The organism is Frigidibacter sp. SD6-1, assembly GCF_030143255.1.
In the GTDB taxonomy this organism is placed as follows: domain Bacteria; phylum Pseudomonadota; class Alphaproteobacteria; order Rhodobacterales; family Rhodobacteraceae; genus TMP-24.
The window spans coordinates 146,711-166,656 of record NZ_JARJNR010000001.1; the positions used below are offsets into that span (position 1 = coordinate 146,711).

General features: G+C 66.0%; 17 protein-coding genes. 3 read left to right on the top strand and 14 right to left on the bottom strand.

What is annotated here, in order from left to right:
* Nucleotides 1-127: 127 nt before the first annotated feature.
* The 11 genes from P0645_RS00750 to trpS all read right to left on the bottom strand — a co-directional run bounded on the left by P0645_RS00750 (nucleotide 128) and on the right by trpS (nucleotide 12,226).
* Nucleotides 128-1,096 (bottom strand): ABC transporter permease, encoded by a 969-nt coding sequence (locus tag P0645_RS00750; RefSeq protein ID WP_284162636.1) that lies wholly within the window; start codon nucleotides 1,094-1,096, stop codon nucleotides 128-130.
* Complete coding sequence (locus P0645_RS00755; protein ID WP_284162637.1) at nucleotides 1,096-2,190, bottom strand: ABC transporter permease; 1,095 nt, start codon at nucleotides 2,188-2,190, stop codon at nucleotides 1,096-1,098. Before P0645_RS00755 ends, P0645_RS00750 begins: the two co-directional genes overlap by 1 nt.
* Nucleotides 2,187-3,806, bottom strand: a complete 1,620-nt coding sequence (locus P0645_RS00760; protein WP_284162638.1) for an ABC transporter ATP-binding protein — start codon at nucleotides 3,804-3,806, stop codon at nucleotides 2,187-2,189. The genes P0645_RS00755 and P0645_RS00760 overlap by 4 nt, the downstream gene beginning before the upstream one ends.
* An 8-nt stretch (nucleotides 3,807-3,814) precedes the next feature.
* The gene (locus P0645_RS00765; RefSeq protein WP_284162639.1) at nucleotides 3,815-4,810 is read right to left on the bottom strand and encodes a BMP family lipoprotein; all 996 of its coding nucleotides are present in this window, start codon (nucleotides 4,808-4,810) and stop codon (nucleotides 3,815-3,817) included.
* 173 nt (nucleotides 4,811-4,983) lie between these two features.
* On the bottom strand, nucleotides 4,984-5,412 hold the full coding sequence (rimI, locus tag P0645_RS00770; RefSeq protein WP_284162640.1) for a ribosomal protein S18-alanine N-acetyltransferase: 429 nt from the start codon (nucleotides 5,410-5,412) through the stop codon (nucleotides 4,984-4,986).
* Nucleotides 5,409-6,065 (bottom strand): tRNA (adenosine(37)-N6)-threonylcarbamoyltransferase complex dimerization subunit type 1 TsaB, encoded by a 657-nt coding sequence (tsaB, locus tag P0645_RS00775; protein WP_284162641.1) that lies wholly within the window; start codon nucleotides 6,063-6,065, stop codon nucleotides 5,409-5,411. Before tsaB ends, rimI begins: the two co-directional genes overlap by 4 nt.
* Nucleotides 6,055-6,618 (bottom strand): NifU family protein, encoded by a 564-nt coding sequence (locus tag P0645_RS00780; protein ID WP_284162642.1) that lies wholly within the window; start codon nucleotides 6,616-6,618, stop codon nucleotides 6,055-6,057. Before P0645_RS00780 ends, tsaB begins: the two co-directional genes overlap by 11 nt.
* Before the next feature lie 91 nt (nucleotides 6,619-6,709).
* Nucleotides 6,710-7,165: a universal stress protein gene (locus tag P0645_RS00785; RefSeq protein ID WP_284162643.1), complete on the bottom strand. Its 456-nt coding sequence runs from the start codon at nucleotides 7,163-7,165 to the stop codon at nucleotides 6,710-6,712.
* Nucleotides 7,166-7,232: 67 nt separating this feature from the next.
* Nucleotides 7,233-10,538 carry a calcium-binding protein gene (locus P0645_RS00790; RefSeq protein ID WP_284162644.1) on the bottom strand — a complete coding sequence of 1,102 codons (3,306 nt, stop codon included), beginning with the start codon at nucleotides 10,536-10,538 and terminating at the stop codon, nucleotides 7,233-7,235.
* A 73-nt stretch (nucleotides 10,539-10,611) separates the two neighbouring features.
* Entirely contained in the window at nucleotides 10,612-11,097 is a 486-nt protein-coding gene (locus P0645_RS00795; RefSeq protein WP_284162645.1) for a VOC family protein, read from the bottom strand.
* A gap of 94 nt (nucleotides 11,098-11,191) precedes the next feature.
* Nucleotides 11,192-12,226, bottom strand: coding sequence for a tryptophan--tRNA ligase (gene trpS, locus P0645_RS00800; RefSeq protein ID WP_284162646.1), 1,035 nt, complete (start codon nucleotides 12,224-12,226; stop codon nucleotides 11,192-11,194).
* An 88-nt stretch (nucleotides 12,227-12,314) separates the two neighbouring features.
* On the opposite strand from trpS, the gene P0645_RS00805 reads away from it, so the two are divergent.
* Complete coding sequence (locus tag P0645_RS00805) at nucleotides 12,315-12,998, top strand: rhomboid family intramembrane serine protease (RefSeq protein ID WP_284162647.1); 684 nt, start codon at nucleotides 12,315-12,317, stop codon at nucleotides 12,996-12,998.
* Between the two features lie 96 nt (nucleotides 12,999-13,094).
* Here the strand turns inward: P0645_RS00805 and murJ are convergent, their stop codons facing one another.
* Genes murJ through P0645_RS00820 form a run of 3 tightly spaced genes read right to left on the bottom strand, consistent with a single transcriptional unit; the run spans nucleotide 13,095 to nucleotide 18,595 of the window.
* On the bottom strand, nucleotides 13,095-14,642 hold the full coding sequence (murJ, locus tag P0645_RS00810; RefSeq protein WP_284162648.1) for a murein biosynthesis integral membrane protein MurJ: 1,548 nt from the start codon (nucleotides 14,640-14,642) through the stop codon (nucleotides 13,095-13,097).
* 4 nt (nucleotides 14,643-14,646) lie between these two features.
* A complete protein-coding gene (locus P0645_RS00815; RefSeq protein WP_284162649.1) occupies nucleotides 14,647-17,433 on the bottom strand; it encodes a [protein-PII] uridylyltransferase in 2,787 nt (928 codons plus the stop codon).
* Nucleotides 17,417-18,595 carry a penicillin-binding protein activator gene (locus P0645_RS00820; RefSeq protein ID WP_284162650.1) on the bottom strand — a complete coding sequence of 393 codons (1,179 nt, stop codon included), beginning with the start codon at nucleotides 18,593-18,595 and terminating at the stop codon, nucleotides 17,417-17,419. Before P0645_RS00820 ends, P0645_RS00815 begins: the two co-directional genes overlap by 17 nt.
* Nucleotides 18,596-18,700: 105 nt before the next feature.
* Here P0645_RS00820 and rsmI point away from each other — a divergent pair, with 105 nt between their 5' ends.
* Nucleotides 18,701-19,579: a 16S rRNA (cytidine(1402)-2'-O)-methyltransferase gene (gene rsmI, locus P0645_RS00825; protein WP_284162651.1), complete on the top strand. Its 879-nt coding sequence runs from the start codon at nucleotides 18,701-18,703 to the stop codon at nucleotides 19,577-19,579.
* Nucleotides 19,576-19,929 carry a YraN family protein gene (locus P0645_RS00830; RefSeq protein WP_284162652.1) on the top strand — a complete coding sequence of 118 codons (354 nt, stop codon included), beginning with the start codon at nucleotides 19,576-19,578 and terminating at the stop codon, nucleotides 19,927-19,929. The genes rsmI and P0645_RS00830 overlap by 4 nt, the downstream gene beginning before the upstream one ends.
* The last annotated feature ends 17 nt before the right edge of the window (nucleotides 19,930-19,946 follow it).

Below are 19,946 nucleotides of genomic sequence, written 5' to 3' on the forward strand. Positions count from 1 at the left end.
GACTCACAAAGCGCGTCAATTGGCCGGTTCAGCCCCGCCGCGCGGCCTCCTCGAAGCACTTCGTGCACTCGTCGGTCGCGCGGGCCCCGAGAAGTGCGCGCAGCGCTCGACGAGGCCCGCGCTTGGCTCAGCGCTCCTTCACATAGGGCTCGCCGCCCGCGCGGGGCGGGATGGCGCGGCCGACGAAGCCCGCGAGCGCGAGGACGGTCAGCACATAGGGCAGCGCGTCAAGCGCCGGACCGGGAATGTCGATCCCGATCGTATTGCTGATCACGTCGGGGCGCAGCGACAGCGCGCTCAGGAAGCCGAAAAGCATCGTTGCCCAGAGGGCCGCCCAAGGCCGCCATTTCGCGAAGATGAGCGCGGCAAGCGCGATATAGCCGCGCCCTGCCGTCATCTCGCGCCCGAAGCCCGCCTGCAGGCCCGCCGACATATAGGCGCCCGCAAGGCCGCAGAGCACCCCGGTGATGATCACCGCCGAGAACCTGAGGCGCACGACCGAGACACCGGCCGTATCGACCGAGGCCGGGTTTTCGCCAACAGCCCGGAGGCGTAGGCCGAAGCGCGTGCGGTAGAGGACCCACCAGGTCAAGGGCACCAGAAGGAAGGCGACATAGACCAGGATCACATGGCCTGACAGGACCTTCGCATAGAAGGGGCCGAACAGCGGCACCGACGAGAGCGCCTCGGCGAAAGGCAGCGTGATCGGATTGAAGCGGCCCTCGCCGCTCAGGGGCGGCGTGCGGCCGCCCTGGCGGAAGAGCGCCTGCGCGATCAGCACGGTGATGCCCGAGGCGACGAAATTCAGCGCCACGCCAGAGATCAGCTGATTGCCCCGGAAGGTGATCGAGGCCATGCCATGCACGAGCGCGAAGGCCAGCGATCCGGCGATCCCCGCCAGAAGCCCGATCCAGACCGACCCGGTGATCGCGGCGACCGCGCCCGTGCTCATCGCGGCCATCAGCATCTTGCCCTCGAGCCCGATATCGAAAATCCCCGCGCGTTCGGAATAAAGCCCGGCAAGACAGGCCAGCAGCAAGGGCGTGCCGAAGCGGATCGAGGCGCCGAGGATCTGCAGGAGTGTATCGTAATCCATCACGCCGCCCCTTTCGCGAGGCTCGGGCGGAAGACGAGGCCCAGCATCATCCGCACCATCTGGTCAAGCGCCCCGGTGAAGAGGATCACCAGGCCCTGCACGACCGTCCTCAGTTCGATCGGGATCGAGGTCCAGAGGCCCAGCTCCGCGCCGCCCTGAAAGAGGAAGCCGAAAAGGATCGCGGCAAGGATCACGCCCACCGGATGGTTGCGCCCCATCAGCGCGACCGCGATGCCGATGAAGCCCGCGCCTTCCGACGCGTTCTGCAAGAGCCGCCCGCTTTCCCCCATCACATTGTTGATTGCCATCAGCCCCGACAGCCCGCCCGAGATCAGCATGGCGACCATGATGATCCTGAAGGGCGAGATCCCCGCATAGGCCGCTGCTTTCTCGGACTTGCCGAAGGCGCGGATTTCATAGCCAAGCCGCGTGCGCCACAAGAGGACCCAGACCAGATAGGCGCAGATCAGCGCGATGAAGAAGGTCACGTTCGCGGGCACCTGTTTGGTGAAGATCAGGCTCAGGCCCGGTATCTCATGCAGGGTCGGCAGCGCCGTTCCTTCGGGGAAGTTGGCCGAGGCCGGGTCCATCTGCCCGGCCGGGCGCAGCACATTGACCAGAAGATAGATCATCAGCGCCGAGGCGATATAGTTGAACATGATCGTGGTGATCACGATATGGCTGCCGCGCTTGGCCTGCAGATAGGCCGGTATCGCCGCCCAGGCCGCGCCGAACAAGGCCGCGCCGATCATCGCCGCCGGCAGCGCCAGCGCCCAGTGCGGCCAGTTGATCGACAGGCAGACAAGCGCCACGCCAAGCCCGCCCAGCTGCGCCTGACCTTCACCGCCGATGTTGAACAGGCTGCCATGGAAGGCGACCGTCACCGCAAGGCCGGTGAAGATGAAGCTTGTGGCATAGTAAAGCGTATAGCCCCAGGCATAGGGCGAGCCCACGGCGCCCTCGACCATCACCTTCATCGCCTCCATCGGGCTTTGCCCGATAGCCAGCAGCACGATGGCCGAAAAGATCGCTGCCAGCAGAAGGCTGATGAGCGGGACAAGGACCAGGTCTGCCCAGCGCGGTAATCTGGTCATGCCGCTTCCTCCGGTGCGGTGGCGTCCGAAATCGTCCAACCTGCCATCGCACGTGTATCCTTGCCGCCTAGGCCCGCCATAAGACAGCCTATCCCGGTCTGGCTTGCGGTCGCGGTGGGGCCGGAGCCCATCAGGTGGCCATCGAACATGACGGCGATACGGTCCGACAGGCTCATGATCTCATCGAGTTCGACCGAGACCAGAAGGATCGCCTTGCCCGCGTCCCTCAATTCGATGATGCGCTTGTGAATGAACTCGATGGCGCCGATATCGACCCCGCGCGTCGGCTGGCCGACCAGAAGCACATCCGGGTCGCTTTCGATCTCGCGGGCCACGACGATCTTCTGCTGGTTGCCGCCCGAGAAGCTCTTGGCAGGCAGGCTGGCGATCGGCGGGCGCACGTCGAAGGTCTGCATCTTCTTCTCGGTATCGGCGCGGATCGCCTCGTTGTCCATCAGAAGCGCGTTCTTCTGATAGCGCGGATCGTTGTGATAGCCGAAGGCCACATTCTCCCAGGCAGAGAAATCCATGATCAGGCCAAGGACCTGGCGGTCTTCGGGAATATGGCCAAGCCCCGCCTCGCGGCGCGACCGCCCGTCGGCGCCGGGGCCGGAGAGGGGCAGGTCGGCGCCTTTCAGCGTGACCTTGCCGGTCGCCTTCTGGATACCGCCAAGGGCGGCCAGAAGTTCCGATTGGCCGTTGCCCGCGACACCCGCGATGCCGAGGATCTCGCCCTTGCGGATCTCGAACGACACGCCCTTCAACCGCTCGACCTTTGCGTCATCCACAACGCGCAGGTTCTCGACCTTCAGGACCACGTCGCCGGGCGTGGCCGGGGCCTTCTCGACTTCCAGCAGCACCTTGCGGCCGACCATCAGCTCGGCCAGTTCCTCGGGGCTCGTCTCGGCGGTCCTGACATGCCCGACCATCGTGCCGCGCCGCATGACGCTGACATTGTCGGTATTCTCGATGATCTCGCGCAGCTTGTGGGTGATGACGATGATGGTTTTCCCCTGTTCCTTCAAACCCTTGAGGATACGGAACAGGTGATCGGCCTCCGACGGGGTCAGAACGCCCGTGGGCTCGTCCAGGATCAGGATATCGGCCTGCCGGTAAAGCGCCTTGAGGATTTCCACGCGCTGCTGGTGGCCGACCGAGAGGTCCTCGATCAGCGCGTCGGGATCGACGTCCAGCTCATATTCCTGCGACAGGTCGGTCAGGACCTTGCGCGCCTTGGCAAGCGACGAGTTGAGAAGCGGCCCGTCCTCGACGCCGAGGACCACGTTTTCAAGAACGGTGAAATTCTGCACCAGCTTGAAATGCTGGAAAACCATGCCGATACCCGCGCGGATCGCGGCCTGGCTGTCGGGGATGGCGGTCGGGCGGCCGTCGATCAGGATCTGGCCCGCGTCGGCCTTGTAGAAACCGTACAGGATCGACATCAGCGTGGATTTGCCCGCGCCGTTCTCGCCGATGATGCCGTGGATCGTGCCCTTGGGCACGGCGATCGAAATGTCCTTGTTGGCCTGCACCGGGCCGAAGGCTTTCGAGATGCCGCGCAATTCGATCGCGGGAGCGGCAGTTGCCTGCCGCCCCTCCGGTGCTCCCCCCGTCATCGGTCAGCTCACTGGACCGGGCAGGCGCTGTCGGTCGTGAAGTCATGCACCTGGATTTCGCCCGACTTGATCTTCTCGGCGGCGGCATCCACGGCGGCCTTCATCTCCGGCGTCACCAGCGCGGCGTTATTGTCATCCAGCGCATAGCCCACGCCTTCGGACGCGAGGTTCATGACGCGGACAGTGCCGGTTTCCAGATCGGCGCCCGCCTTGAACGCGTCATAAACGGCATTGTCCACACGCTTCAGCATCGAGGTCAGAACCTGGCCCGGATGCAGGTGGTTCTGGTTCGAATCGACGCCGATCGACAGGATGCCTTCGTCGGCGGCGGCCTGCAGAACGCCGATGCCCGTGCCGCCCGCAGCGGCATAGATCACGTCGGCACCTTGCGACTTCTGCGCCTTGGCCAGTTCCGCACCCTTGACCGGGTCGTTCCAGGCCGCCGGGGTGGTGCCGGTCATGTTCTGGATCACGGTTGCATCCGGATTAGCCGCCTTCACACCCTGGACATAGCCGCAGGCGAACTTGCTGATCAGCGGCACGTCCATGCCGCCGATGAAGCCGACGGTGCCGGACTTCGACGCCATCGCGGCCATCATGCCCACCAGGTAGCTGCCTTCATGTTCCGCGAACGAAACCTGCTGAACGTTGGGCAGGTCCAGCCAATCGACGTCGACGATTGCGAACTTGGTGTCGGGGAAATCCGGCGCGACCTTCGACAGGACGTCGGCAAAGGCAAAGCCGGTCATCACGACCGGGTTGGCGCCTGCTTCCGCAAGGCGGCGCAGCGCCTGTTCGCGCTGGGCTTCCGACTGCATTTCCAGTTGCTTGAACGTGCCGCCGGTCTCGGCTTCCCAGCGCTGCGCGCCGTTGAAGGCGGCTTCGTTGAACGACTTGTCGAACTTGCCGCCAAGATCGAAGATGATCGCCGGATCGGCAGAGGCGAGGCCGGCAGTCAGTGCAAGCGTGGCGGCAGCGCCGAGGAATTTGTGCATGAGGCTCATGTCTGGCTCCCTGAATGAACATCGGTCCAATTGCGGACGGCCCCGCCGGGGCGGGGCGATCTCTGTCGGATCGGTCTGATTAGCGCCGAAGGGCGTGGAGCGGTCAACAGGATTCTCGGGGCTTGACAGGCAAATTTGACCGGAAGGTCAAATTTGTTAGCGCCATCAAGGCTCTATGATGCGGGTGCCGCAAGGTCACAAGACAGTACCAGCGCGTCTGTCCGGGCCGCTCCGTCGGCGAAATAGCCCCGGCGAAGCCCGATCCGGGTGAAACCTGCCGCCTGGTAAAGCCGGATGGCCGACTCATTGCTCGCCGCGACCTCGAGGAACATGCGCTCGGCCGCCCGGTCGCGGGCGAGGCCGAGCAGTTCGGCAAGCAGCGCCGTGCCGACGCCCCGACCCCGCGCGTCCGGATGAACGGCGATGGTCAGAAGCTCCGCCTCACCCGCGACGGCACGGGCGAGCGCGAAGCCCTCGGGGCGATGGGCCAGAAGACAGAGCGGATCGGCAAGAAGCGCCGCGATTTCCTCGGCCGACCAGGGGCGCGGGACGGTGAAGGCCGCCGCATGAAGCGCGGCAAGCGCCTCTGGCGCGGGGATCACGGCAGGATCACCGGTGGCGCCTGACGCGGCGGGGCGGCATCGGCGGGGCGCAGGTAGAGAGGGGCAGGCGGGTCGGCCGGAACGGCATGGCGGGCATGAGCAATCTGCGCGATGGCGACGGGCAGGCTCTGCCTTTGCGCCTGCGCCCGGCCACCGATACGCGCCGCGATCTCCCCGGCCTGATGACCGATGCAGACCGGCCGGGTAGTGGCCGGGATATCCGGCAAGGTATCCAGGTCACACAGCACCGGGATGGTGACATGCGCCGGGTGGAAAAGCTGGACATAAAGCCTGTCTTGCCGCGCATCGAGGCTGGTGATGCAGGGCCTTTCGACCCCATGTGCCAGCGCTTCGAGGCTCGACACGCCCAGCGCCGGAACCCCAAGCGACAGCGACAGCCCGCGCGCCGCCGACACCGACAGCCGCACCCCGGTGAAATTGCCCGGGCCAGTGCCCACTCCGATCGCGATCAGGTCGGCCCAGCCGTGGCCCGCCTCGGCAAGCATCGCCTCCAGCATCGGGAAAAGCCGTTCCGCCTGCCCCGTTGCCATCTCTTCGGTCCGCTCGGACAGAACCCTGTCGCCCAAGACGAGCGCGGCCGCGCAATGCGCGGCCGACGTGTCGAAGGCAAGGATCAGCGCCTCAGGCGGCAACGGGCCGCACCTCGGTCACTTCGGGGATGTAATGGCGCAGAAGATTCTCGATCCCCATCTTCAGCGTCAGCGTCGAGGAGGGGCAGCCGGCGCAGGAGCCCTGCATATGCAGATAGACCACGCCGCGATCGAAGCCGTGGAAGGTGATGTCGCCGCCGTCCTGCGCCACCGCCGGGCGCACGCGCGTATCCAGGAGTTCCTTGATCTGGTTGACGATTTCCTCGTCCGGCCCGTCATGGCGCGCATGGCCGTCGCCGGGCGCCGCCTCGCCCTCCATCACCGGGGCGCCGGACTGGAAATGTTCCATGATCGCGCCGAGGATCGCGGGCTTGATATGGGTCCAGTCCACCGCATCGGCCTTGGTCACCGTCACGAAATCAGAGCCAAGGAATACGCCACCCACGCCCTCGACCGCGAAGATGCGGCGGGCGAGCGGGGATTTTCCGGCCGCGTCGGCGGACGGGAAGTCGGCGGTGCCCACCTCCAGCACCGTCTGGCCGGGCAGGAATTTCAGCGTCGCGGGGTTCGGGGTGGATTCGGTCTGGATGAACATGGCGGAGCTTTCCTACTATTCCAGTCGGATATGCGCCCCGACCGGGGCGAAGTCAAGGATTGGAACGGTTCTAAAAGCGGCGCCGGCAGCCTCAGGTGATGCTTTCCAGCCGTTCCTTCGACATGTCGCCGGGGACAATGGTGATCGGGATCGGCAGGTTGCCCGAGGACCGCGAGAGTTGCGTGACAAGCGGGCCGGGCCCGTTCTTGTCGGTGCCCGCGCCAAGGACCAGAACGCCGATCTCGCCATCCTCGCGGATCAGCCCGAGGATCTCGGCCACCGGCTCGCCCTCGCGGATCACCAGTTCCGGGTCGATCCCCTGCCGGTCGCGCATCCATTTGGCGAAGACCTCGAAATGCGCCTCGATCCGTTCGCGGGCTTCCTGGCGCATCAGATCGGCAACGCCCATGAAATGAGGAACATCGTCGGGCTGGACGATCGAGAGGATCGTCACCCCCCCGCCGGTATGGGCGGCGCGCAGCGCGGCAAAGCGCATCGCGTTCAGACATTCGCGTGTATCGTCCAGGACGACAAGAAACTTGCGCATTCGGATCCCCTCAAGGCCCGGCCATCATGTCGTGGCGGCGGCCCGAAGGCAATCGCGGGATCGCGGTTCAGGCGAGGATGAAGTCACCCGCCGAGAGCCACGAGACGCCGGTCAGGCGCAGCGAGAGGTCGGCGGTGCCGTCGCCGTTGACGTCGAGCCACACCGTCGCGCTGCCACCCGAGACCGTGTAGATCAACTGGTTCGCAGCGCCGGTGAAGGATGTGCCCGCGAAATGCAGGCCAAGACCGGAAAAATCCAGAAGGTCGAGCCCTCTGGTGAAATCCGCGATCGTGTCGGAGCCGCTGCCGAACCCCATCTCGGTCGGGGCGAGGAAACGGAAAATATCGGCCCCTTCGCCCCCGACCAGCCAGTCGCGGCCCTCGCCCCCTGTCAGGAGGTCGCTTCCTGCGCCTCCATAGAGCCAGTCGTTGTCGGCTCCGCCGTCAAGCAGGTCGTCGCCCTGTTCGCCATGGAGCGTATCTCTGCCGACATCACCGAGGATACTGTCATTCCCATTATTGCCGTTTGCAAGATCATCGTTCCCGCCGCAGTCGATCACGTCGCTACCGGCGCGGCCATACAGCGTGTCGTCGCCCCAGCCGCCGTTGATGCTGTCCGCCGCACCCGAGCCGCTGACGAAATCATTTCCCCGGCCGCCGTGGATCAGGGCGGATCCGTTCACCGCGAAAATCCGGTCTTCCCCGTCGCCGCCGTAGGCGATGTCACTGCTCCCAACCAAGAATATCGTGTCGCGCCCGTCGCCGCCGTACAGGGCATTGACGCCGGCACCGCCATTGAGCGTGTCATTGCCGGCGCCGCCATCGAGCGTATCATTGCCCTGGCCAGCCACGATAAAATCGTCGCCGCCATCACCGCCGAGCAAATTGTGGCCGGACGTATCGACAAGCCTGTCGTTGTCGTCGCCACCCATGAGCTGATCGTTTCCGAGGCCGCCGATGATGGAATCTGCCCCCGTTCCGCCGACCAACAGATCGTCGCCACCCTCGCCGAACAGGCTGTCGGCATCCTCGTCCCCGTTTATCGTGTCGGACCCATCTGATCCGAAGACGCGATCGGCGCCGCTGCCGCCATAGATCAGGTCGTCGCCGTCGAAGCCGGCGATCAGGTCGCCATCGGCGCCGCCGAAAGCCGTGTCGTTTCCGGGCCCAAGGTCGAGCGTATCATTGCCTGCGCCACCGTCGAGCCGGTCATCGCCCAGCATTCCTGCGACCAGATCGTCACCATCGTTGCCGTAGATCGCGTCATCGTCGGATCCGGCCAGGAGCCTGTCATTTCCGGGACCGCCGACAAGCGTATCCCTGCCAAGCTCGCCCCAGAGGATATCATTTCCCTGTCCGCCAGACAGGATGTCATCGCCGTTACCACCACGCAGGTCATCATTGCCGTCATCGCCGGAAAGGAAATCGTCGCCATCTTCGCCGAAAAGCAGGTCGTTGCCGCCTCCCGCCCACACAGTGTCAGCGCCGATACCGCCCCAAAGGCTGTCCGCCTCGCTGCCGCCGAAACCCACGTCGTCGCCGTCGCCGAGGAACAGCTTGTCGCAGCCGGCATCGCCATAGGCAGTGTCATTTCCTACGCCGCCATAAAGCGAATCGTTGCCGCCGCCGCCAATCATGGAATCGTCGCCTGTTTCGCCGTGGAGCTGGTCACTGCCGCCCCGCCCGAGCAGCCGATCGGCATTTCCTCCACCGGTAAGCCGGTCTGCGCCGTTGCCGCCGTCCAGAACGTCTGTGCCGGGCCCGCCCGCGAGCGTATCGTCGCCATCCAGGCCGAAAACGCTCGTTGGTTCGGCGGCTGCACGCATACTGTCGGCGCCAGCGGTGCCCACCATGAGTTCGGTTGAACTGGTGGGGCTGAAATGCGTGAGTTTCAGCATCTGGACCTGGCCGAAGGCCGACAGAGGGATCGGATTTCCATCAAAGCTGGCCAGGCGGATGGTGGTGGCGCCAAAGGTGATCATGGCGCCCGTCGCGGTCTGCACTATCGTCAGCTGGTCGGTCGAGCGCAGTCTGGGAAAGCTTGTCAGGTCGAGCTTGTCGATTCCTGCCTGAAAATCGCCGATGAAGATCTCGGACGCGCTGGGCGACAGAAGGAACGTATCGCTGCCCGCCCCGCCATACAGCGCCGCCGCGCCACCCGGGCCGCCCGCGACGATCAGGTCCTCGCCCCCGCCGCCATAGATCGCGGTGGTGGCGGCGCCTGCGAACAAAAGGTCGTTCGCGCCCGTGCCGGTCTGCACGCCCGCATCCTTGTAGAGGGATATGCCAAACGGTCCGAGCGAAAGGTCGATCTGGCTGATGCCGCCCTCGGTCGCGCTGGCTGCGAAAAGCTTGACCTGCCCGCCGATCACCGCGGCGCTCAGCGCCGTCACGTCGGCAAGCGACATGGCGGCATTGTCGGTGATCGTCATCAGCGAGACGAGCCGCCCGTCGGGCAGCATGGTCATCACCTCGATCCCGTCATCCGATCCTCCGGCAAAGACAAAGGCGCGCCCGGCAATCTCCAGCTTCGCGAGCGCCGTCGCGCCCGCGAAGCGGGTGTAGAGATTGTCGACCACATGGTCGGCCTCATAGAGAAGCCCGCCCGGCAAGAGATGGAACGTGGAGAGCGACGAGCTTTCGGAGGCGGCGGCGACCACATAGGTCATGCCGTGCAGCGTGACGCTCGCCACCTCTGTGGGCTTGGAAAAGCCGATGCCGAAGTCGACCGAAATCTGGCTTGTCTGGGTGATCGCGCCGCCTGCGCCGATCGCATAGGCGGTCAGCACGTTCCCGGCGGCCGAGGCCGCGAGCAGATAGTCGCCGTGGCCTGTAACCGCCACGGAAAGGCTGTCGACATTGGCGCCGGGCGGCAGGCTCGCGGGCGGCGCGACGGGCGTCATCGCGCCGCTGTCGGACAGGTCGTAGACGAGCGGCCGGCCCGATCCTTCCGGGGTCAGATAGACGTAATTGTGCCCGCCCGCCGCATAGCCGGCCACTGCCGTCGGATCGAAGCTGAACGGATGGTTCAGGCTTGCCCCGAATCCGCCCGCCGTCAGGTCATAACTCGCCCAGCCCGAGGGCGTCAGGCCTGCCGCGATCAGCTGCGCGCCCGTCCCGGCTACATCCGGCAGGATCAGGACCTCGGGCCGCGTGCCCTGATGGATCGGCGCCGCATAGCCCTGCAGCGCGACCAGAGACCCGGGGCCCGCGCCCGCGACGTCATAAAGCGCATAGCCCGCGCCGGGGCCGGGCAGGGCGGTCGTCACCAGACGCGGCTGGCCATTGATCCAGACGATGTCCAGATCGACGACATTGGTGGAAAACGTCGGACTTCCGGTGCCAAGAAGGCCTGCGAAGCTGTAGCCAGCCATATGCTCTCCGCGCCTCTCCCACCGACGGGCAGGCTAGGGTGCAGAGATTAATCTTTGCTGACCGGCAGCCGGCTCAGGCCGCTTCCGCCAGAAGCGCGCGCAGATCGAGCCGCTCGGTCACCATCTTCAGATTGCCGTCCGCGTCGCGCGGCCACTCGCCCTCGGGCCGGTCGCGGTATATTTCCACGCCGTTGCCATCGGGATCGCGCAGATAGATCGCCTCGCTGACCCCGTGGTCAGAGGCGCCATCGAGCGGCCAACCTGCCTCCACCACCGATTTCAGCGCCTGCGCCAAGGCCTGACGCGACGGATAAAGGATCGCCGTATGGTAAAGGCCCGTGGTGCCCGGGGCAGGGGGCTCGCCGCCCTTCGAGTCCCAGGTGTTGAGGCCGATATGGTGATGATAGCCGCCAGCCGAGAGGAAAGCGGCCTGCGTGCCGTAGCGCTGCATGACCTGAAGCCCGAGCACATCGCGGTAAAAACCGATGGCGCGGTCGAGGTCGGCGACTTTCAGATGGACATGGCCGATCATCGTCCCGGCCGGAGCTTCGAAGGGCATGGCTGTCTCCCTGGAGTGATGCGCCAGAGATAGACCTGTGCATGATTTGAGGGAAGTGGCAAATGGCGCACCAGATCGGTGCGCCATCGCACAATCAACTCCGGCGCGACCGGATCATCCCGACAATCTCCTGCGTCCGGTCGAGGATCGGACGGGCGATCGCATCGGCCCGCTCCGCCCCGTCGCCGAGAATCCGGTCGATCTCGGCCGGGTCGGCCATCAGCCGTTTCATCTCGGTGGCAATCGGCGCCAGCCGCGCCACCGCCAGATCGGCGAGCGCGGGCTTGAAGGCGCCGAAACCCTTGCCCGCGAATTCGCCCACCACAGCATCGGGCGTCTTGTCGGCAAGAGCTGCATAGATGTTCACAAGATTGCGCGCCTCGGGCCGGTCCTTCAGCCCCTCCAGCGTCTCGGGCAGGGGCGCGGGGTCGGTCTTGGCCTTCTTCAGCTTCTGCGCGATCATGTCGGCATCGTCGGTCAGGTTGATGCGGCTTGCGTCCGAAGGATCGGATTTCGACATTTTCTTCGTGCCGTCGCGCAGGCTCATCACGCGCGTCGCCGCGCCTTCGATCACCGGCTCGGTGATGGGGAAGAAATCGACGCCATAATCGTGATTGAACTTCGCCGCGATGTCGCGGGTCAGTTCCAGATGCTGCTTCTGATCCTCGCCCACGGGCACATGGGTGGCATGATACAGCAGGATGTCGGCCGCCATTAGCGAGGGATAGGCGAAAAGGCCAAGGCTTTCGGCCTCGGCATTCTTGCCCGCGGTCTTGTCCTTCCACTGGGTCATGCGGCCCATCCAGCCCATGCGCGCGACGCAGTTGAAGATCCACGCGAGCTGCGCGTGACCGGCCACCTGGGACTGGTTGAAGAGGATCGAGCGTTTGGGGTCGATGCCCGCCGCGATGAACCCGGCGGCCGCCTCGCGTGTCTGGTCGCGCAGTTTCACCGGGTCCTGCCAGACGGTGATCGCATGCAGATCGACGAGGCAATAGATCGTCTCGATCCCCTCGTCCTGCTTCTCGACGAAGCGCTTCAGCGCACCCAGATAATTGCCGAGCGTCAGCCCGCCCGAGGGCTGGATCCCCGAAAAGATGCGGGGTTTGAACTTGGGCGCGGCATTCATCGGGCAGGCTCCGGCTGGATTTCGGGTCGCCGCTGGCGTATCGCATGGGCGAGGGGGCCGTCAACAAGGCGCCGGGAAGGGGAGAGGCATGCAGGATTATCAGGAACCGCCGTTCAATCCGGTGCCGCCCGTGGTCTGGGCGGTGCTCTTGCCGATCATCGCGGTCGAGGTGGTCCTCAGCCTTGGTGCTTCGGGGCTTGCGGGTGGGCCGCAGGCGATCGGCTGGCGGCAATGGGCGTTGCAGACCTTTGCGCTGTCGCCGCAGATGCTGGACGAGATGATCGCGCGGGGCAGCTGGACCAGCGATTACGTCAAGCGCCTCGTGACCTATCTCTTCTTCCACGCGAGCTTCGTGCACGCCCTGTTCGTCGCAATCTTCACCCTGGCACTCGGCAAGATGGTGGCGGAGGTGTTCCGGCCATGGGCCTTCCTCGCGATCTTCTTCGGCGCGGGGATCGCGGGCGCGCTGGTCTATTCGGTGGTGCCGGGGCTCGAGGTCTGGCTGATCGGCGGCTATCCGGCCGCCTACGGGCTGATCGGCGCCTTCACCTTCCTGATCTGGGCGCGGCTCCGCTCGACCGGCGACAATTCGGCGCGCGCCTTCATGCTGATTGGAACGCTTCTGGGGTTGCAGCTTCTCTTCGGCATGCTCTTCGGCGGCGCGCCCGACTGGATCGCCGATCTCGCCGGCTTCGCGGCGGGCTTCGGCCTGTCGTTCCTGCTGGTGCCGGGCGGGCCGCAACAGGTCCTCGCCCGCCTTCGCCGCCGGTAGCCGCTCATCGCGCCCTCGCGTGCGCTCTTCGCGGATGCCGACGAGCCCCGAAGGGGCACGAGGAGGCCCGCTGTCGCAATCCGGCCCTGCCCTGTCTCAGCGCCCCGGCCGGGCGAGGCCCGCGCGCAGGTCCGACGGGCGGAAGGCGCCGGTCAGCAAGGCGGCAATCCCATAGACCGCAAATCCAGCGAGACAGAGCAGCGCCAGCGCCCAATAGCGGTGGCCCGCCTGGCCAAGCTCGCCCTCAAGCCAGGCGGCGGCAAACCACAGGAAGAGGCCCATCAGGGCCGATGACAGGGCGATCCGCCAGGCGCGCGAGCACATGCGCCGATCCCCCTGCGCCGCCTCGCCCATAGCCCGTGTCCCCCACCAAAGCTGCGCGACCATCACCCAGCCCGAAAGCGTTGTGCCGATCGCAGCGGCGATGAACCCGAAGACGGGTGCCAGCCCGATTGCAAGGCCCGCATTCACCACCATCGACAGAAGCGCGAAGCGGAACGGCGTCCGCGTGTCTTCCCGGGCAAAGTAAAGCGGCTGCAGCACTTTCTGCAGCACGAAGGCCGGCAGGCCCGCGCCATAGACCGCAAGCGCCAGCGCCGTCGCGGCCGTATCGTCTGCCCCGAAGGCGCCGCGTTCGTAGAGGACCGAGATCAGCGGCAGCGGGATCACCACCAGCGCAACGGCGGCTGGCAACGTGAGGAACAGGCCGAATTCAACCGCCCGGGACAAGGCGTGACGGCTGCCGCCCACGTCGCCCGCCTTCAGGCGGCGCGAGATATCGGGCAGAAGCACGATGCCGATGGCTATGCCGACGACGCCAAGCGGCAGTTGATACAGCCGGTCGGCGTAAGAGAGCCAGGCGATGGCGCCGTCGAAGAAAGAACCGACCTGGCGGCCGACCAAGAGGTTGATCTGCACGACCCCCCCCGCCAACACCGCCGGAAAGGCGATCGACAAGAGCCTGCGGATGTCTGGCGAGAGCGTTGGGCGGCGGAAGCGCAGCGGATAGCCCATCCGCGCCGCCGCGACCCAGACGAGTGCCAGCTGCGCAAATCCGGTGATGGGTGTCGCCCAGGCCATGGTCAGCCCCATGTCCCTACCCGCCCGGTCCGCCCAGACCATCGCGGCGATGAAGATCAGGTTCAACAGGACCGGCGCGCCCGCCGCCGCGATGAAGCGCCCGCCCGCGTTCAGAAGGCCCGAGAGGAGCGCCGTCAGCGAGATCAGCAGGATATAGGGAAAACAGATGCGGCCGTACTCGGTGGCGATCGCCAGCCTTTCATCCCCGGCAAAGCCGCTCGCCATGGCAAGCACTAGCCAGGGCATTGCCACCATCGCGACGATGGAAAAGAGCGTGACGACCAGCGCCAGCCCCGTCATCGCATCCTCGGCGAAGCGCTTCGCATCCTCGCCGCCTTCCAGCTTTTTCGAGAAGATCGGCACGAAAGCGGTGTTGAACGCCCCTTCGGCAAAGAACCGCCGGAACATGTTGGGCAGAGAGAAGGCCACAAGGAAGGCCTCTGCCACCGGGCCGGTGCCCAGATAGTTCGCCGTCAGAACATCGCGGACAAACCCCGCGATGCGGGAAAGGAGCGTCCAGGCCCCCACCGTCAGAAAGCCCCTGACCAGACGGATCGGTTTCATCAGCTCAGCCAGCCTCGGCTCGTTCCGCACCGGCGGAGATCGCGGCACGCAGTTTCTTTTCCAGGCTTTCCTGCTTCGGCTTGCTGTGCAGTTTCAAGCCGAACATGTCCTTGACGTAGAAACTGTCCACCACCTGCGCCCCGTAAGTCGCAATCACCGCGCTGGCGATATAGATGTTGTTGGATGCGAGCGTGCGCGTCAGATCATAAAGCAGCGCCGGGCGGTCGCGGGTATCGACCTCGATGATCGTATAGATGTCGGACCCTTCATTGTCGAAGGTCACATGGGTCGGGAAGCGGAACTGCCGTTCGCTTTTCTTGATCTTGTCGCGGTCCTTCAGCGCTTCGCGCGCCACGACCTCGCCCTTGAGGATCTTCTCGATCGTCTGTTTCAGGCGTGGAATGCGGGCCGGGTCGTAGGGATGGCCATCGCCGTCCTGCACCCAGAAGATCGCCGTCGCATAGCCGTCCTTCGACGTGTAGGTCCGCGCATCGACCACGTTCGCGCCAGAGAGCGCCAGCGCGCCCGCGAGCCGCGAAAAGATGCCGGGATGGTCGGCCAGCGCGAAACAGGCGCGCGTGGCGTCATGGTCGTGGTCGGGCTCTATGTCCACGCGGATCTCGTCGTCGGGAATGTCCCGCAGGAGCCGCGCGAAAATGCTGTGCGCCTGCGTCGACAGACCCTGCCAGTAGGGGTCGTAGTGCCGCGCGGTCTCGGCCCGCAGCTCTTTCGCGTCCCACTCGGGCAGCGCCTCGCGCAAGCTCCGCTTGGCCTCATCGGTGCGCTTTTCGCGGTTCACGCTTTCAAGGCCGGATTCCAGCGCGACCGTCGTGTCGGCATGAAGGCGACGCAGAAGCATGGCCTTCCAGTTGTTCCAGGTGTTTGGTCCGACCCCCCGGATATCGCAGACCGTCAGCACCGTCAGAAGATCGAGCCGTTTCTTGGTCTTCACCACCTTGGCGAAGTCCCTGACCGTGCGTGGATCGCCGATATCGCGCTTCTGGGCCATGTCGGACATGAAGAGGTGATAGCGCACCAGCCATTCGACGGTCTCGCTTTCCTCCGCCGTCAGGCCAAGGCGCGGGCAGACCCGCCGGGCGATCTGGGCGCCGAGAATGGCGTGATCCTCCGGCCGCCCCTTGCCGATGTCATGCAGCAGAAGCGCGACATACAGCACCTTGCGGTTCACACCCTCCTCGAGGATCGAGGAGGAAAGCGGCAGTTCCTCGATCAGCTCGCCGCGTTCGATCTGGGCAAGGATCGAGATCGTCTGGATCGTGTGCTCGTCGACCGTGTAATGATGATAGACGTTGAACTGCATCATCGCCACGATCGGTTCGAACTCCGGCAGGAAGGCCGCGAGCACCCCCAGTTCGTTCATCCGCCTCAGCGCGCGCTCGGGGTTGCCGTGCTTCAGCATCAGGTCGAGGAAGATGCGGACCGCTTCCCGGTCCTCGCGCATCTCGTCGTCGATCAGATCGAGGTGCGCGGCAATGACCCGCATCGCTTCGGGATGGATCAGCACGCCCGAACGCAGCGCCTCCTCGAAGATGCGCAGAAGGTTCAGCTTGTCGGCGACGAAGCTTTTCGGATCGGCGATGTTCAGCCGGCCCCGGTCGATGACATAGCCCGCAGGCAGTTTCCTGCGCCGCCTCAGAAGCCCCGCAAGCGAGGCCTCGCGCTTGAGATGCCGCGCCTCCATCGCCGTCAGGAAGACCCGCGTCAGCTCGCCCACCCGGGTGGCATGGCGGAAATAGTCCTGCATGAAATGCTCGACGCCGCGCCTGCCGCCCGTGTCCTGATAGTTCATGCGCGCCGCCACCTCGACCTGCATGTCGAACGACAGCTTGTCGGCGGCGCGCCCGGCGATCCGGTGCAGGTGCGAGCGGACGGCCCAGAGGAAATCCTCGGCCGCGGCGAAATTCACATATTCCTCGCGCCGGAACACGCCCTCGGTCACAAGTTCCGCCGCCTTGCCGACGCCGTGGATATATTTGCCGATCCAGTAGAGCGTCTGCAGGTCGCGCAGGCCGCCTTTTCCTTCCTTCACGTTCGGTTCCAGCACATAGCGCTGGCCGCCCTGCCGCTTGTGGCGCTCGGCGCGTTCCTCGAGCTTCGCCTCGATGAATTCGCGCCCCGTCGTGCGGAAGAGATCCTGTCGCAGCCGGTGACGAAGCTCCACCGCCAGCCGCTCCTCGCCCGCCAGGAACCGGTGCTCCAGAAGCGCGGTACGGATCGTGTAATCTTCCTTCCCTAGCCGCAGGCAATCCTTCACCGTGCGGCTGGCATGGCCGACCTTCAGCTTCAGGTCCCACAGGATATAGAGCATCGTCTCGATGACGCTCTCGGCCCATCCGGTCATCTTGTAGGGGGTCAGGAACAGAAGGTCGATGTCGGAGAAGGGCGCAAGCTCCATCCGGCCATAGCCGCCGACGGCAATCGCCGTCAGCTTTTCCGCCTGGGTCGGGTTCGGTGCCGGGTGCAGGACCTCGGTCGCCAGAAGGAAAGTCGCGCGGATCGTGGCATCCGCCAGCATGGCGCGGGCGCGCACCGCTTCGCGCGCGCGACGTGGTGCAGCGTCGAAGGCTGCCTCGATATCGGCGCCTGCCTCCTTCCGCGCCGCCGCCAGCGCCTGCACGATCAGCTGGCGCTGCTCGCGCGGGTCGGAAACCTGCCTCAGCGCGTCCCGCAAGGGCGCCGTGAAGGCCAAAGTGTCATAGACCGGATGCGCCAGCACCCGGCCATTCACGCTTGGCGCGTCGTGGGTTCTGAGGTCAGAATCCGGCGCCACCGAAGCTTCTCGGGGCGGGATCGACGATGGTGTAGCTGCCGTTCTGGATCTGGGCGATGGCAAGGCCGCGCTGGTTGGTGCCGTCGCCCATCAGCCGGAAGATGCCGTTGACGCCCACATAGCCCGCACCTTGCGTCAGCGCCGCACCCGAGAACGGGTTGGGCTGGCCTGATTTCACCAGCGCACCGATGGCGGCCACGCCATCATAGGCAAGGCCCGCGATCGGATGCGGCAGGTTGCCATATTTCGCGGTGAAACGGCTCTGGAAGGCGGTGTTGAGGCCGGGATCGGGCAGCGCGAACCAGCCGCCCTGCAGGCCGGGCAGGCTCAATGTCGCGGGCGGGATATCCCAGCGCGTCAGGCCCGCATACTGGATCGAGGTCGGGCCAAGGCCCGCCTGCGGCAGCGTCTCGGCCAGAAGCGGCAGGGCGCCCGCGCTGTCTGCGGTGAAGAACAGGCTCTGCGCGCCGCTCGACCGCGCCGTCGCCACGATGGTGGGGATCGCCGCCGTGACGCCGGGACCGGAGAATTCGTACGGCACCGTGCCCACGATCTTCGCGCCCGATGCCGCCGCCGCGCGGCTGATCGCGCGGCCGCCGAGATCGCCCTGAGGGGTCTTGTCCTGCGCGATCAGGATATTGCCCTTGCCCTGACGGGCCGCATAGCCGGTCAGCCGCTGGGCAGCGTTCTGGAAGGTCGGCCCAAGCACGAACACATTGCCGCCCGCAATATCGGTGTTGTTCGAGAAGGACAGGACATTCACCCCCTGACCCTTCACCGCGGCCCCCGCCGCATTGGCGCTGTCGCCGAAGACCGGGCCGAGGATGATCACCGCACCGTCTGCGACCGCCTGGCTCGCCATCTGCGCCGCGAGAGAGGGATCGGCGCCGGCATCGTAGACGCGCAGGTCGATATCGACCGTTCCCGACAGATCGGCAATCGCCATGTCCGCCGCCTGCTTCAGGTCCCGCGCGAGAATGTCGTCGCCCGCATTGCCGCTGCCCGCGGGCAACAGCAGCGCGACAGGCACCGGCTTCGTCGGATCCCAGCCCGGGCCGCGGCTTGTCGTCGGCAAGGGCTCGCAGGCCGCAAGCGCCAGCGCAACCGCCGAGGCGGCGAGCGGCTTCAGGAACTTGCGGCGGCTGAGCGAAACAGACAACATGAAGGAAACCTCTTCTGGTCCTGGTGCAGGAAGGCTGGATCGAACCTACGGCTTTCGCCGCGTGAAGTAAACGCGCGAGCCGAAACACTGTTCCGGAGAAACCCCATGAGCGGCCCCCCGCCGAAAAGCCCAGCAAAAGTGCCGCCCGGCCTGCATTTCATCGCCACCCCCATCGGGGCCGCGCGCGATATCACCCTGCGCGCGCTCGATATTCTGGCGGGCGCCGACGTTCTGGCGGCCGAGGATACCCGCACGCTGCGCCATCTGATGGATATCCACGGCGTGGCTCTCGGTTCCCGCCCGCTCGTCGCCTATCACGACCATAATGGCGAGGCGGCGCGGCCGAGGCTTCTGGCCTATCTGGCCGAGGGAAAGTCGGTCGCCTACGCGTCCGAGGCAGGCACGCCGCTGGTCGCCGATCCGGGCTTTCAGCTTGGCCGCGCCGCCATTGCTGCCGGTCACCCGGTGCTTGCCGCGCCGGGGCCTTCGGCGGTGCTTGCGGCCCTCACCGTATCCGGCCTTCCCTCGGACCGCTTCCTCTTCGCAGGCTTCGCGCCGCCCGCCGCCAAGGCGCGCCGCGACTGGCTGGCCGACCTGTCGCCCGTGCAGGCGACGCTGATCTGCTACGAATCGCCCAACCGCCTTGCCGACTTCCTCGCCACGGCGACCGAGGTCATGGGCGGTGACCGGCGCGCCGTGGTCTGCCGCGAGCTGACCAAGAAGTTCGAAGAGGTGATCCGCGGCCCCCTGACCGACCTTGCCGACCGGTTCCGCGACCGCCCGGTGAAGGGCGAGATCGTCGTGCTGATCGACCGCCCGGGCGAGCGGCGCTCGGATGACGATACGATCCGTGCGGCACTCGCCGACGCTCTCGGGCGGATGAAGGTGAAGGAGGCGGCATCGCTGATCGCCGAACTGCACGGCCTGCCCCGGCGCGAGGTCTACCAGATGGCGCTCGACCTGGGCGGGGCGCAGGACCAGTGACCGGCGCCATGTCGCATCACGGCGGCCATGCCGCCGAGGAACAGGTCGAGCGCCACTATGCCGCGCGCGGCGCCGTCCCCGCCGCCCGCAACTGGCGCGGCAGCCGCGGCGAGATCGACCTCGTGCTGCGCGAAGGCGCACGGGTCGTGTTCGTCGAGGTGAAGCAGGCCGAAACCATCGCCTATGCCGCCGAACGGCTCGGCGCCGCCCAGATCGGCCGCATCCTCGGCGCGGCCAGCGAATTTCTCGCGGGCGAACCGGCCGGTCAGGACACCGAGGTCCGCTTCGACCTCGCCCTCGTGGATGGTCAGGGCCGGATCGAGGTCATCGCGAACGCCTTCGGCGCCTGAACCCGACCGTCCGGGGG